The organism is Allokutzneria oryzae, assembly GCF_042429765.1.
GTDB classification, from domain to species: Bacteria; Actinomycetota; Actinomycetes; order Mycobacteriales; family Pseudonocardiaceae; genus Allokutzneria; species Allokutzneria oryzae.
In genome coordinates, this window is sequence record NZ_JBHLZU010000002.1 from 79,228 (window position 1) to 91,929 (window position 12,702).

At 69.5% G+C, this 12,702-nt stretch carries 12 protein-coding genes; 8 read left to right on the plus strand and 4 right to left on the minus strand.

Annotated features, from left to right (window positions below):
* Positions 1 to 6: 6 nt before the first annotated feature.
* Complete coding sequence (locus ACFFQA_RS00740) at positions 7 to 1,371, plus strand: basic secretory protein-like protein (protein ID WP_377849538.1); 1,365 nt, start codon at positions 7 to 9, stop codon at positions 1,369 to 1,371.
* Here the strand turns inward: ACFFQA_RS00740 and ACFFQA_RS00745 are convergent, their stop codons facing one another.
* Genes ACFFQA_RS00745 through ACFFQA_RS00755 form a run of 3 tightly spaced genes read right to left on the minus strand, consistent with a single transcriptional unit; the run spans position 1,372 to position 4,398 of the window.
* Positions 1,372 to 2,427, minus strand: a complete 1,056-nt coding sequence (locus tag ACFFQA_RS00745; RefSeq protein ID WP_377850188.1) for an NB-ARC domain-containing protein — start codon at positions 2,425 to 2,427, stop codon at positions 1,372 to 1,374.
* A complete protein-coding gene (locus ACFFQA_RS00750; protein WP_377849539.1) occupies positions 2,315 to 3,121 on the minus strand; it encodes an AfsR/SARP family transcriptional regulator in 807 nt (268 codons plus the stop codon). The genes ACFFQA_RS00745 and ACFFQA_RS00750 overlap by 113 nt, the downstream gene beginning before the upstream one ends.
* Complete coding sequence (locus ACFFQA_RS00755) at positions 3,118 to 4,398, minus strand: AfsR/SARP family transcriptional regulator (RefSeq protein ID WP_377849540.1); 1,281 nt, start codon at positions 4,396 to 4,398, stop codon at positions 3,118 to 3,120. Before ACFFQA_RS00755 ends, ACFFQA_RS00750 begins: the two co-directional genes overlap by 4 nt.
* 577 nt (positions 4,399 to 4,975) lie before the next feature.
* Between ACFFQA_RS00755 and ACFFQA_RS00760 the strand changes: the two genes are divergently transcribed.
* Positions 4,976 to 6,241, plus strand: a complete 1,266-nt coding sequence (locus ACFFQA_RS00760; RefSeq protein WP_377849541.1) for a cytochrome P450 — start codon at positions 4,976 to 4,978, stop codon at positions 6,239 to 6,241.
* A gap of 56 nt (positions 6,242 to 6,297) precedes the next feature.
* Here the strand turns inward: ACFFQA_RS00760 and ACFFQA_RS00765 are convergent, their stop codons facing one another.
* Complete coding sequence (locus ACFFQA_RS00765; protein ID WP_377849542.1) at positions 6,298 to 8,109, minus strand: AMP-dependent synthetase/ligase; 1,812 nt, start codon at positions 8,107 to 8,109, stop codon at positions 6,298 to 6,300.
* Positions 8,110 to 8,217: 108 nt separating this feature from the next.
* Between ACFFQA_RS00765 and ACFFQA_RS00770 the strand changes: the two genes are divergently transcribed.
* From ACFFQA_RS00770 to ACFFQA_RS00795, 6 genes are all read left to right on the plus strand, one after another.
* On the plus strand, positions 8,218 to 8,595 hold the full coding sequence (locus ACFFQA_RS00770; RefSeq protein ID WP_377849543.1) for a polyketide cyclase / dehydrase and lipid transport: 378 nt from the start codon (positions 8,218 to 8,220) through the stop codon (positions 8,593 to 8,595).
* Positions 8,596 to 9,079: 484 nt separating this feature from the next.
* Positions 9,080 to 9,424, plus strand: coding sequence for a hypothetical protein (locus ACFFQA_RS00775; RefSeq protein ID WP_377849544.1), 345 nt, complete (start codon positions 9,080 to 9,082; stop codon positions 9,422 to 9,424).
* Positions 9,425 to 9,456: 32 nt separating this feature from the next.
* A complete protein-coding gene (locus tag ACFFQA_RS00780; RefSeq protein ID WP_377849545.1) occupies positions 9,457 to 9,966 on the plus strand; it encodes a DUF3558 family protein in 510 nt (169 codons plus the stop codon).
* A 2-nt stretch (positions 9,967 to 9,968) separates the two neighbouring features.
* Positions 9,969 to 10,634, plus strand: a complete 666-nt coding sequence (locus ACFFQA_RS00785; RefSeq protein WP_377849546.1) for a DUF3558 family protein — start codon at positions 9,969 to 9,971, stop codon at positions 10,632 to 10,634.
* A gap of 14 nt (positions 10,635 to 10,648) precedes the next feature.
* A complete protein-coding gene (locus tag ACFFQA_RS00790) occupies positions 10,649 to 11,962 on the plus strand; it encodes a hypothetical protein (protein ID WP_377849547.1) in 1,314 nt (437 codons plus the stop codon).
* A gap of 3 nt (positions 11,963 to 11,965) precedes the next feature.
* Positions 11,966 to 12,691 carry an ESX secretion-associated protein EspG gene (locus tag ACFFQA_RS00795; protein WP_377849548.1) on the plus strand — a complete coding sequence of 242 codons (726 nt, stop codon included), beginning with the start codon at positions 11,966 to 11,968 and terminating at the stop codon, positions 12,689 to 12,691.
* The last annotated feature ends 11 nt before the right edge of the window (positions 12,692 to 12,702 follow it).

Consider the following 12,702-nt stretch of genomic DNA (forward strand, 5'->3'; position numbering starts at 1 on the left):
TCCCGTGTGTTCAGGCACGGCCGGTACCGGAACTGGTTGGTCGCGGCAGTCGCCGCCGTTCTCCTAGCAGGGCTGACGGTGGTCTCCATGCCGTCGGCCGACCCCGTCGTGTCCGTGGAACCGGCCCCGTCACTGGACCCCAAGGGCCGCCCGGCCCCGCCGGACACGGCGGTCGAACCGTCGGTGGAGCTGGGCCGCAGCCGCATCTCCTCGGTCACCGGCCTGCTCCGCCGCCGCGCCGAGGCCGTGCAGAACCGCGACCTCAACGCGTTCATGGACACCCTCGACCCGCTCGGCGACCCCAAGTTCCTCGCCACCCAGCAGGCGATGTTCGCCAACCTCGGCGGCGTGCCGCTGCGCGAGTGGCGCTACCGGATCGACTCCACCGACTCGCTGCCGGAGCTCGACTCGCTCTTCGGCCCGCGCCCGCCGGACGAGCTGTGGGCGCCCCGCGTCGAGCTCAGCTACGCCTTCGAGGGCGTCGACCGCGCCGCGACGAGCCGCCCGATGGGCTACCTCTTCGCCAGGCGCGGCAACGACTGGTACCTCGCCTCCGACACCGCCCTCGCCGACCGCGGCCGCAAGACCTGGCGCGGACCGTGGGACTTCGGCCACTGCCGCGTGCTGAACACCGAGTTCGGGATGATCCTCAGCCACGGCGGCAACCAGCAACTCGCGAACCGCGTCGCGGACGAGCTCGACGCGGCGATCCGCGCGGTCTCCGAGGTGTGGGGCCAGCAGTGGACCCAACGCGTCGCGGTGATGCTGCCGGAGACCACAGCGGAGCTCCAGGCGATGGTCGGCACGGAGTTCGCCGTCGACGCCATCGCCGCGGTCGCGGTCGCCGACCGGGTGGACCACGACAGCGACATCGTCGAAGGCGCCCGCGTGGTCTTCAACCCCCGCACGGCCTCCCGCCTGTCCGCCAGCGCACTGCGCGTGGTCCTCCGCCACGAGATCACTCACATCGCGGCCCGGTCGGACACCGTGGACGGTGCGCCGATGTGGCTGCTGGAGGGCTTCGCCGACTACGTCGGCTACCGCGACAGCGGCATCTCACCGCGCGAGGCCGCGCCCGACCTGACCAAGCAGCTCCGCGTCGCAGGCCCACCGTCGGACCTGCCAGTGGACGCCGACTTCCGCGCGGGCGGCAGCCGCCTGGACATGGCGTACCAGACGGCCTGGACGACGATGCTCTACCTGTCGCAGCGCTACGGCGAAGCCAAGGTCGTCGAGCTGTACCGCCGCCTCGCGGGCGTGGGCAAGGTCCCGGACGCGGTGGTCGACGGGGTCCTGCGCGACGTCCTCGGCGCCGACCGCGCCGAGATCGTCAAGGGCTGGGGCCAGTTCCTCCGCAAGACCTTCGGCTGATCAACCCCGCCCACCGTGCTCCGCGACGAGCCTGTCCGCCGCATACCGCCGCAGCAGCGTGGGGAAGTGGAAGCTGTCCGGCGCGGAGTTCTGGATCAGGTTCGCGTCGGCGAGCCGGTCCAACGCGGAGATGACCGAAGCGATGGGAACTCCGGTCAGGTTGGCGGCTTCTTGTGCGCAGAAGTCGGTGGCCTCGGCTCGCGCAAGGGCGGTGAACACGTGCTGGGCTTCGGGGGTCAGCGCGTTGTAAGACAGGTCGAACACCGTGCGCAGCGCCGCCTCGCCGTCGCCGTCGATCGCCAGCTCCGACAGCCAGTCCACCGTGCGCAGTTTGTCCACATAGGACTCAACGGTGTCGTTGCCGCAGGCGATGTTCGTTGCCGCGATGCGCACCGCCAGGGGAAGTCCACCGCACAGCTCGACGAGCGTGGTCATCGCCTCGGTTCGTTCGGGCCGTTCGAGCAGTGACGTCATCAGTGTCAGCGCGGAGTCCTGGCTGAGCACGTCCATCCGCAGGCGGTGCGAGCTGTGCGACGCCGCCAAGCCGCGAAGTTCGTTGCGGCTGGTCACCACGACGGCGCAGCGCGCGGAAGTCGGCAGCAGCGGGCGGACCTGGTCGCTGTTCGCCGCGTTGTCCAGCACTATCAGCACGCGGCGTCCCGCGACCAGGGATCGGTACCGCGCGGAGAGCCCCGCCTCGTCGGAGGGCAGGTCCTCCGGCGCGACCCCGAGCGCACGCAGGAACCCGGAGAGCACCTGGGTCGGCGGGACCGCTAATTGTTGTGCGTGGCCGTGGAGATCCGCGTAGAGCTGCCCATCGGTGAACGTCTCTTCGAGGCGGTGCGCCGCGTGCACCGCGAGGGCGGTCTTGCCGACTCCCGGCGGGCCGGAGACCAGGACGACCGCGTCCCTGGCCGCGAGGTGTGCGGTGATCGTTCTTAGCTCAGACGTGCGCCCGACGAGTTCGCCGATGTCCGCGGGGAGCTGGCAGATCGGCCACCAGGTGGTTCGTTCCGGGGCGGTCGGGACGAGCAGGGCGTGTTCGCCACGCAGGATCGCCTTGTACAGCCTCCTCAGTCCCGGACCTGGTTCCTGACCAAGGCTGCTGGTAGGTCTCCAGCGCCGCGGCCTGGTTGCCGCACTGGTAGAGCGCCAGCATCAACTGGCCCCGCAGTCGCTCGTCCAGCGGCTGCTCCGATGTGAGGTACTGCAGCTGGGGCAACACTTCCACGTGCCGTCCGCAGCGGAGCATGAGCTCGGCCCTGCGGTCCGCCGCCGCCCTCCACTCCGCGTTCAGCCGCACGACCTCGGCCTGGTGCAGCGCCACCGAGTCCACATCGGACAGTGGAAGGCCGCGCCACTCGGCCAGGGCCTTGTCCAGCAGGTCGAGCTTCGCCCCGACGTCCTCCTCCCCGGCGGCGCGCCGGACCAGGGCGCGGAACCGGAGCAGGTCGAGCTGGTGCTCCTGGACCCGGACCTGGTACCCCTCCGGCAGGGTCTCGATCACCGACGGGGAGCCGAGCAGCGCCCGCAACCTGCTCACATACGTGTGCACCACCGCTCGCGCGTTGTCCGGCGGCGCTTCTCCCCAGAGACAGGTGACCAACCGGCGCACCGGCACTCCAGCGCCGGGAGAGGTGAGCAGGCACGCCAGCAGCACCCGGTGCTTGGCCGCGCTGATGGGCTGTTCGCTGCCTCGGCGAGACACCATGAGCCCGCCGAGGACGCCGAACCGCAGGTCCCTGCTCACGTCGGGGCGTCCACCCTGAACTGCCGGGCACCCTGCAACGCCGCCAGGCCGCGAAGGTCGTTCTCGCTGGTCACCAGCACGGCGCAGCCCGAGTCACCCGGAAGCAGAGTGCGCACCTGGTCGGGGCTCGCCGCTCCCTCCAGCACCACCAGCACGCGGCGTTTGGCCAGCAGCGACCGGTAGAGCGCCGTGCGCTCCTCGGCTTCCGGAGGAACCTGGTCCTCGCGGACACCGAGCGCCAGGAGGAAACCGACGAGCACGGTGGCCGTGTCCCCGTCGAGCTCGGCGTGCAGTTGGCCTCCGGGGAACGCCGGGCTCGCCCGGTGCCCGATCCTGGCCGAGAGCTCCGTCCGGTCGTTGCCGGGAGCGCTGGTCAGCACCACCAGCGGCACCGTCGGCCGGTCGTCCGGGTTGACCAGCAGCTCGGTGATCTCGTCCACCAGCGCGGCCCGGCCGGGCAGATCACCGGGGTCTGCTGGCAACTGGGCGGGCACGATGACCGGTGGGTGGGGTGGCTGTGGGTTCATCGGCAGCGCGCCGGTGCGGATGCCCTCGTGCACCGCGCGGAGCTCCGCGCCGGTGTCGATGCCCAGATCGTCGGCGAGCAGCCTGGTGACCTCGGCGTATGCCGCGATCGCATCCTGTCGGCGGTGTGAGCGGTACAGCGCCACCATCAGCTGGCCCCAGAATCGTTCGCGCAACGGGTGCTCCGCCGTCACCGCGCGCAGCTCCTCGACCAGCTCCCGGTGCCAGCCGAGCTGGAGCTCGGTGTCGAAGCGCTGTTCCAGCGCCTGCAACCGTTCCTCCACGTAGATCGGCACCTCCGGCGCTCGGTCGCGCAGGGCGGCGCCGCCCACGTCGACCAGGAGCGGGCCGCGCCACAGCTGGACGGCCTTGCGCAGGATCTCGGCTCGTTCGCCGAGGTCGCGCGTCGTCTGGGACCGCGCCACCAGCGCGCGGAAGTGGTGCAGGTCGATGTCCTCGGGGTCGGTCTCCAGCAGGTAGCCGTCCGGCCGGGTCCTGATCAGCGTCGCGTCCGGGTCGCCGATCGCCTGCCGCAGCCGCATAACGTACGCCTGGATCGCGCCCTTGGCCCCGGCAGGCGGGGCGTCCTCCCAGAGCCAGTCCACCAGGGTGCTGACCGGGACGACCACGTTGACCCGCATCAGCAGGGCCGCCAGCAGGGTGCGCTGCTTGGCCGCGCGCAGCGCGACCGGTGAGCCCGCACGGACGATCTCCAGCGGGCCGAGGATCCGGAAAGTGGCTCCGGAACTCATCGACATCTCCTGACCTGGTCTTTTAGTGTCTCGAAGGCTAGCCAACGGAGAGTGTCGGCGGTGTCAGTCCGGCGTCAGCGATACGACAGGATCGCCTGCCAGTATTCAGTGCGAGGGGGAACCGGATGGCCCGCACCCGACCGGGGGGAGACGGTGCGGGCCATCCAAGAACCCCTCCGAGGACTCCCTCACCGGGCTCTCCAGGTCCCCCAGCCTGGTTGGCCCGTGGACACCGCGCGTACCGACGGCCCGTGTGCGGGCGGTGTCGAATCCGGGGACGAGTGCCGGCAGCCATGAGCCGGTGCTGGATACCGAGATGAGTGAGGGAAACGGGGGTGGCCCGCGCCAGGGGGGAAGTACAGGCGTGGGCCGCCCTCGACAACTTTCTTCTCCGGCTTGCTTTCTCTCTTGCCGTGACGCGGCCAGACGCCCTGGGGGTGCGTCTGGCCGCGTTCCGTGTTCCGGTGCTTTCGCTGACGTCATAGCGCGAGGCTGTTCGCGTCCGTCCGAAATGAGCGGTGTTGCTGTTCCCGGTGTTAGGGTCCCTCGGATTTCGCCACCGGACCCTGGGGACCTCATGACTTCCTGGCGACTGCCGTTCACTGACCCCGCAGCTCACGCTCCCGGGCCGCTCGCCGCCTTTTACGACCGGTTGCACGCCTCCGGGCTCGGCTCTTTTCCCGACACCGCGTCCGGTGTGTTTCCGGTGTGGCGCTACGAGCTCGTCGAGAAAATCATCAAGGGTGCCGATCCGGCCGTCTCCAACGGGAACACCCTTGACCCGCTCACCCCGATGAGCAGGTTCGCGGCCAATCCGGGAACCTGGTCCAGCCTCGTTCATCTCGTGGGTGTCCCCAAAGCCACGGCGAACTCCGACGGCGCTCCGCACGAGGAGGTCCGGCGCGCGGTCTTCGCGCATCCCGGCGGCCTTTCCCTGAGCCCCGCCACCACCGAGGAGACCTTCGGTGACCTGGTCCGCCGCCGGGTCGCCGCCGTCGCCGACGACGTCGAACGGTCTTGCGCCGCGGGCGGGGTCGTGGACTTCGCCGCGGTTTTCGCGCGACCGTTGTCCGCGGGGATCATCAGCGAGATCGTTGGCTTCGCCAAGGACGACGAGCTACAGGTGCGCTCGTGGAGCGACGCGCAGACCTCGTTGCTCGGCCGTGTGCTCGACCGCCCCGGACAGGTGCAGGGCGTGCGCGGCCTCAGCGACCTGTCGCGAGCGTGCCGTCGGCTGGTCAACGAGCGTGCGAAAGCGCCGGCGGACGATCTCGCGAGTCATCTGCTGCGCCAGGGGCTTCCGGTGAAACGGGCCGCGGCGACGCTGATGAACATCATGGCGGCCGGTTACTCGACGACCTACGGGACCCTGCTCAACGCACTGCACCACCTGCTCTCCGACAGCGGGCGGGAACACTGGGACGCCTTGCTGGACGAGGCTGTCGCGCCGGTGCTGACCAACGAGCTCATGCGTCTGGAGACCGGCCTCATCGGGTGGAAGCGGAAGGCGCGGCACGTCGTCGACGCGGGCGGCTCCACCATTCCCGCCGGTGGCCAGATCCTGCTGATGATGGGCGCCGCCAACCGTGATCCCGAGCATTTCCTCGAACCGCACCGGGTTCGGCTCGACCGGCAGGAGCGGAAAGAGCCGAAGGGGCTGACCTTCGGCGCCGGACCGCACCTGTGCATGGGGCGCGAGGTTTCCCGGCTTGAGATCGGTGCGGCGCTCACCGTGCTGCGCAAGCGTTTCCCGGACATGCGGCTGGGGATTCCCGTGGACGGTCTCCAGTACGACCCCGACCACCTTTTCCGGACTCCGTTGTCCCTGCCCGTCCGGCTCTGAGGCAGCGGACACGGCAACGGCGGCCGGGATGCCCGGCCGCCGTCGTCGCGGAGCTCCTACTTCGTGTACATCGCCTTGATGTCGCCGGAGAAGGTCTCCGCCACCACGTTGCGGCGCAGCTTCAGGCTCGGCGTCAGCTCGCCGCCGCTCTCGGTGAAGTCGACCGGCAGGATGCGGAACTTCTTGATCGCCTCCGCGTTGGACACCGCCTGGTTGGCCTCGGTCACCGCGGCCTGGATCTCCGCGACCAGGTCCGCGTCCTCGGCGAGGCTCTCCACCGACGCGTCCGCGGGCTTGCCGTGCTGTTCCTTCCACGCCGGGAAGAACTCCGGGTCGATGGTGATCAGCGCCGCGATGAACGGCTGCTTGTCGCCGACGACCATGCACTGGCTGATCAGCGGGTGCACCCGCAACCGGTCCTCCAGCACCGCGGGCGAGACGTTCTTGCCGCCCGCGGTGACGATGATCTCCTTCTTGCGGCCGGTGATGCTCAGGAAGCCCTCGGAGTCCAGCTCGCCGAGGTCACCGCTGTGGAACCAGCCGTCCCGCACCGACTCGGCGGTGGCGGCCTCGTTGCGCCAGTAGCGCTGGAAGACGATCTCGCCCTTGACCATGACCTCGCCGTCCTCGGCGATGCGCACCGAGGTGCCGGGGACCGGCCTGCCCACGGTGCCGACCTTGAACGCCTGCTCGGTGTTTACGCACGCCGCCGCCGAGGTCTCGGTCAGGCCGTAGCCCTCGAAGACCGGGATGCCCACGCCTCGGAAGAAGTGCGCCAGCCGCTCGCCGAGCGGGGCGCCGCCGGAGACGGCCGCGACGCAGCGACCGCCGAGCGCGGCACGCAGCTTGGTGAAGACCAGCTTGTCGAAGAGCATGTGCTTGAGCTTGAGCCCGACTCCTGGGCCGCCGTTGTCCCGCGCCTGGCTGTAGGCAACCGCGGTCGCCTCGGCGGCGTCGAAGATCTTGCCCTTGCCCTCGGAGTGCGCCTTCTGCTTCGCGCTGTTGTAGACCTTCTCGAAGACCCTGGGCACCGCGACGACGAAGGTCGGCCGGAACGAGCCGAGGTCGCGCACGAGGTTCTTCACGTCCGCGGTGTGCCCGACGGTCAGCCGCGCGTAGACCCCGCAGATGGTGATCGCGCGCGCCAGGACGTGGGCCAGCGGCAGGAACGCCAGCAGCGAGTTGCCCGGCTGCATCAGCCGGGGGAAGGCGGCGATGTCGGCGCGCACCTCCGCGATCAGGTTGCGGTGGGTCAGCTCACAGCCCTTGGGGCGGCCGGTGGTGCCGGAGGTGTAGATCAGCGTGGCCAGGTCGTCGGCTCTGACCTCCTTGCGGCTGTCGTGCACCTGCGCGTCGGTGACGTCGGCGCCCAGCGCGGTCAGCTCGTCCACCGCGCCCGCGGCGCCCTCGCTGCCGGGGCCGTCGATCTGCCAGACGTGCCGGACCTCGGGCAGCCGGTCCACCACGCTGTCGACGGTGCTGCGGTGCGCCGCGGTCTCCAGGACCACCGCCTTCGCCCCGGAGTCGGACAGGATCCACTCCACCTGGTGCGCCGAGGAGGTCTCGTAGATCGGCACGCTCGCGCAGCCCGCCGCCCAGATCGCGAAGTCCAGCAGGGTCCACTCGTAGCGGGTCTTCGACATCAGACCGACCCGGTCACCGGGCTTGAGCCCGGCCGCGACCAGGCCCTTCGCCACCGCGATCACCTGGGCGGCGAAGTCCTTGGCCGTGACGTCGACCCACGTCCCGTCGATGCGGCGGCGGAAGCTCACCGCCGTGCCGAACCGCTCGGCATTCGCCCACACCATGTCGGTGAGGTTTTCTTCCTCAGCCACGGTGGCGGTGGCGGGGACGCTGAACTCACGCACGTCATGACCTCCGAGCGACGGGTGTTACTGACGAGTTAACGTAGCGCGCGGTAACGCGGAGACAATAGGCCGTAACCCAGATGTTCTCCTCCATGGCACGCTGCCGCTATGCCATCGGTTGACGTCCTGGACGAGACCTTCCTCGCCGTGCCGCCCGCGCGGGTGGCCGCTGTCTTCGCTGATCCCGGTGCCTGGCGGCGGTTCTGGCCCGACCTGAGGCTGGAGGTCTACGCCGACCGCGGCGCGGAAGGACTGCGCTGGACGGTCCGCGGCGCGCTCGTCGGCACGATGGAGGTCTGGCTGGAGCCGATGCTCGACGGCACCCTGCTGCACTACTTCCTGCGCGCCGACCCGCCACCCGGCACGACCGTGCCCGCGGGGGAGAGCCAGCGCAGGCAGTTCGCGTCCAAACGCGTGGCCTTCGCCCTGAAAGCCCGGCTCGAAGCGGGCAGGGCTCCCGGATGCCCGCCGTCCGACGCGCAGTGAGGCCATGCAGAGCACGGTCAGGCCGTACCTGGCTTCGCTGGCGGAGGATCGGCGCGGCACGCTGACCGAACTGCGCCGGATCATCCTCGAAACCTTCCCGAGGGGTACGAGGAAGGCATGCAGTTCGAGATGATCGGTTATGCGCTACCCGGTCACCCGCAACAAACCGCTGCTGGGCGGAAACGGGAAAGAAACCCAACATGGGCAAGGCGTGTGTCCGTTTCCGGAAACTGGACGACGTGTCGCTCTACCGGATTGCCGCGACGGTGGCTGAAGTCCCGGTCGAGGAATACATCGCGAGGTATGAGCGCAGCAGGCGGGGCTGAGTTTTCCCGTTGTTGCCTGAAGTCGCCCATGCGGTGCGGCGGAGCTTGCTACGTTGGCAAGCTGATGCTGTGCGTGAGGGGATGAATACGCCGTGTCGGAGTCGGGGGAGGCCGCGTGGCAGCGGTCGGCGGAGTCGTTGCGCTCGTCGGTGGACGGAGTGGCCTCGCTGCAGTCGCTGGTGGCCGCCGGTGAGGTCCGCCTGGAGTCCTGGGCGGCGGAGAAGCTGAAGAAGGCCATTCAGGACCAGCTCTATCTCGCCGAGAAGTGGGTCAGTGAGTCGGCATATCTGGCGCGAGACTTGCCACTGGGTGGCCACTGGGTGGGATTGACGATGGCGATGAAATGGGAGCGCCGTGCACGCGGCCCAGGGTCGATCCAGGAGCAGCTTGTGCTGTACGTACAAGCACTAAAGGACGCCCTCGTTGTGGTTGACCAGGCAGTGAAGGTGACGCGAGCCGCGGATGAGAACGGCGCGTCCGGGTTGGGGGGACTGAACCAGTGAGCGTTAGTAGGTCGGTTGTGACTGGTGTCGGGATGTTGCTGGTCGTGGCTGGATGCGCTCCTGTCGTGTTGCGGGGATCTCCTGAGACGATCTCTGGTCCTCCACCGCCGCGTGTTCCCACCCTGAAAGCTGTCGAGCCGTGTTCGTTGCTGACGGCCGAAGAGGCTGCGGGTATTGGCCTGGCTCCTGGTTGGCCCGACCAGCTCGCTGACCTCCGTCAGTGCTGGTACGACAAGAAGGGTGAGAGTCGACCGGCGAGCGGTTCGATCTTCGTCGATGAAGGACCGGGGAAAGGGGCCGACGACCTCAAGCCGCCCGGTCTCATCGACGAGGCCGGGGTCAGGAACGAGGTCATCGCTGGGCATCCGACGACGAGCTTTCCCAGTTCGGACGGGTTGCGCTGCATGATCACCATCGATGTCAACACCGATGAGAACGTGACGGTGCAGTCGTCGTTGAAGGTGGCTGGTCAGCCGGAGTCCGCCTGTGCGATCGCGCGGAAGATGGTGGGGTTCATCGCCCCGCGTCTGCCGAAAAAGTGACAGTGAACAGCGGTGACCATGAGGCTCAAGGGAAATGGGGAAGCGGAATCGTCGCGCTTGCTCACGGCAATTTCGAAGTCGGTGGGGAGACACCACTGGCTGATGGCAATGGGGTGTCGGAGTTGAGGGCCTACAGGTCGTCTACTGCCGCAGCAGGAGTTTTGCTGGTGCTCGCTGGATGTGCGCCTGCGGTAGTGCGCGGCGCCCCGGATACGGCTTCGGGATCACCTCCGCCGCGCGTTCCGGTGCTGAAGGCGGTTGAGCCGTGCTCATTGCTGACGGCCGAAGAGGCTGCCGGACTTGGCCTGCCGCCTGGCAGGCCGGACCAGCTTGCTGATCTCCGCCAGTGTTGGTTCAACAACGTCGGTGAGGCACGTCCGGTACGGGGATCGATCTTCGTCGACGAGGGGCCCGGCAAAGGGGTGGACGATCTCAAGCCGCCCGGTCTCATCGACGAGGCCGGGGTGAGGAACGAGGTCATCGCCGGTTACGCGACGACGAGCTATCCCGATGCTGACGGCATGGGCTGTCTGGTCAACATCGATGTCAACACCGATGAGAACGTGACGGTGCAGTCGTCGTTGAAGGTGGCTGGTCAGCCGGAGTCCGCCTGCGCGATCGCGCGGAAGATGGTGGGGTTCATCGCCCCGCGTCTGCCGAAGAAGTAGGTGTCGGGGGAGCCATGGACAGCACCAGTCCTCGCTACACGAAGTCCGACTGGCGAGTCGTTGGGAAAGACCACGGGCTCGGGGACGTTCTCCGATGGGACTCCCCGGGCGACCAGATCGGCGAGCAGGAGCAGCGGCTGCGCGGAGCGGTTCGGCGGGGTGACGACCGGGCGATGACGCAGACCGGGCACTGGGAGGGCGTGCCGCACCAGCAGATGTGGGACGAGATCCACGACCGGAACAAGCCCGGCGACGTCTTCCGGGACGCCGACCGGTGGACCGCGCTCGGCAACCGGATGGCCGAGGCGTCCGGGGCGATGGCGCGGGCCGTGGAGAGCACCGCGAGCGGGTGGGTCGGCCGCGGCGGGGACGCGGCGCGGGCCGGGGCGCAGAAGCTGGCGGAGTGGGCCGGTGATGCCGCGATCTCCTTGCAGTACATGGGAAACCGGACCGCTGATCTCGGGATGACCGCGGAGCGGGCGAAGAACGCCATGCCCAAGCCCGTGGCGTTCACCGAGAAGAGCGCCATGGAGTCCACGTTCCTCGGCAGCGCTGGCGGACTGCTGGGGATGATCAACCTTGCCGAGCTGAGGCTGAAGGCGCAGCAGGCGCAGGCCGAAGGCGCTCGGCTGGAGGCCGTGCGGGTCATGCAGGTCAACGAGGGCGGAGCGCGGAACGTCGACGGTTCCACCCCGTCGTTCTCGCCACCACCGTCGGTCCGTGGCGGTGGGGCGCCGCCGCCACCCGCTCCGCAGCCGCAGCCGCCGCGGCCTGGCGGTCCTGGAGTGCCACCCATCGGGCGCAGGCCGGGTGGGGGCGGAGTGCCGATGCCAGACCCGAACCCCAACCAGGGGCCGGGGCCCAGGAACACGGTGCCGGAGTGGTCGCAGTCGGGGCACAACGAGCTGCAACGTGTCGAACCCGCGCGGCTGCCGGACAGCGGCGGCTCCCTTGGCGGTGGGCAACAGGGGCAAGGCGGACAACAAGGGCAAGGAGCCGACAACGGCGTGCTGGGCGGTATCGGCGCGGCCGGTGGGCTGGGCGCGTTCGGCGCCGGGATCGCGGGCAACGCTCAACCGGCCCCGGGGACAGGGACGTCGCCGCGCGGTGGAGGGCTCGGCGCCAACACCGGTGGGGTGGGCCAGAACGCGGCGCCGGGAGCCGCGAACAGCGCGAAGGCACCTGGTGGGCAGGCGTTGCCCGGGATGAGCGCCGGGACCACGCGCAAGGAGGAGGACAAGGAGCACCGGCGGCCCGAATGGCTGGTGGAGACCGAGAACGTGTTCGGCGACATCGAACGCGTCGCTCCGCCGGTGATCGGGGAATGAGTCGTGGACGTGGTGCTTTCCCTTCCCGAGTACGACATCCTCTGGCAGGACCTCCGGCTCGGCAGGCAGCCGTATCCGCTCTCGGTGCTGCCGCACGGCGCCACGCTTGAGGAGCGCGCGCGGATTCGCGCCGCTGTCCACGCCAGGCTCGCCGAGCGCCGTCTCCTCGGAGATCCCCGGCTCGCCGACGTATTGGCGTTGCTCAACGATCACGAGGTCGCTGTTGAGCTCGTCCAGTGCGCCGATGAGCCGGTCAAAGCCCTCGCCGCCGCGAGGGGTGAACACGCCGTGCTGGCGGTTCTCGCCGGCGAGTCGCTCCGGCTGACCACGACGCACGCGCGGGAGCTCGCCAGGGCCGCCGTGAGCGTGCTGCCGCCGGGCGGCCCCGGACGGTCCCAGCCGGTGAACGTGGCGGTGGATCTGCTGCGGACGGCGGTCAGCCGTGAGCGCGGGCCGTTGGCTGACGAGGCCTTGGTGCTGAGCGGCGCGGGGATGCCCACGGGGCAGGTGCGGACGCTGCAGCGGCTCGCGGCGACCAGGCGGCGCGGCGGACAGTTCGGCGTGACCGTCGGTGGGCGGCAGCATCCCGTCGTGCTCGCGTGGTTCGACGCCGATGACGGTCGCTACCTGCAGGTCAGTGAGAACGGTTCGCTGTCGATCCTGGCCGCCGACGCCGTGCGGATAGGCAAGCGCGTCGCCGATCTGATCACGACCGGTCGGCCCGGCTAGAGTCGTTGTCC

Coding starts and splice junctions, on each gene's coding strand:
- ACFFQA_RS00755 (WP_377849540.1), bottom strand. CDS start 4,398: ATGAGTTCCGGAGCCACTTTCCGGATCCTCGGCCCGCTGGAGATCGTC.
- ACFFQA_RS00760 (WP_377849541.1), top strand. CDS start 4,976: ATGACTTCCTGGCGACTGCCGTTCACTGACCCCGCAGCTCACGCTCCC.
- ACFFQA_RS00770 (WP_377849543.1), top strand. CDS start 8,218: ATGCCATCGGTTGACGTCCTGGACGAGACCTTCCTCGCCGTGCCGCCC.
- ACFFQA_RS00780 (WP_377849545.1), top strand. CDS start 9,457: ATGTTGCTGGTCGTGGCTGGATGCGCTCCTGTCGTGTTGCGGGGATCT.
- ACFFQA_RS00790 (WP_377849547.1), top strand. CDS start 10,649: ATGGACAGCACCAGTCCTCGCTACACGAAGTCCGACTGGCGAGTCGTT.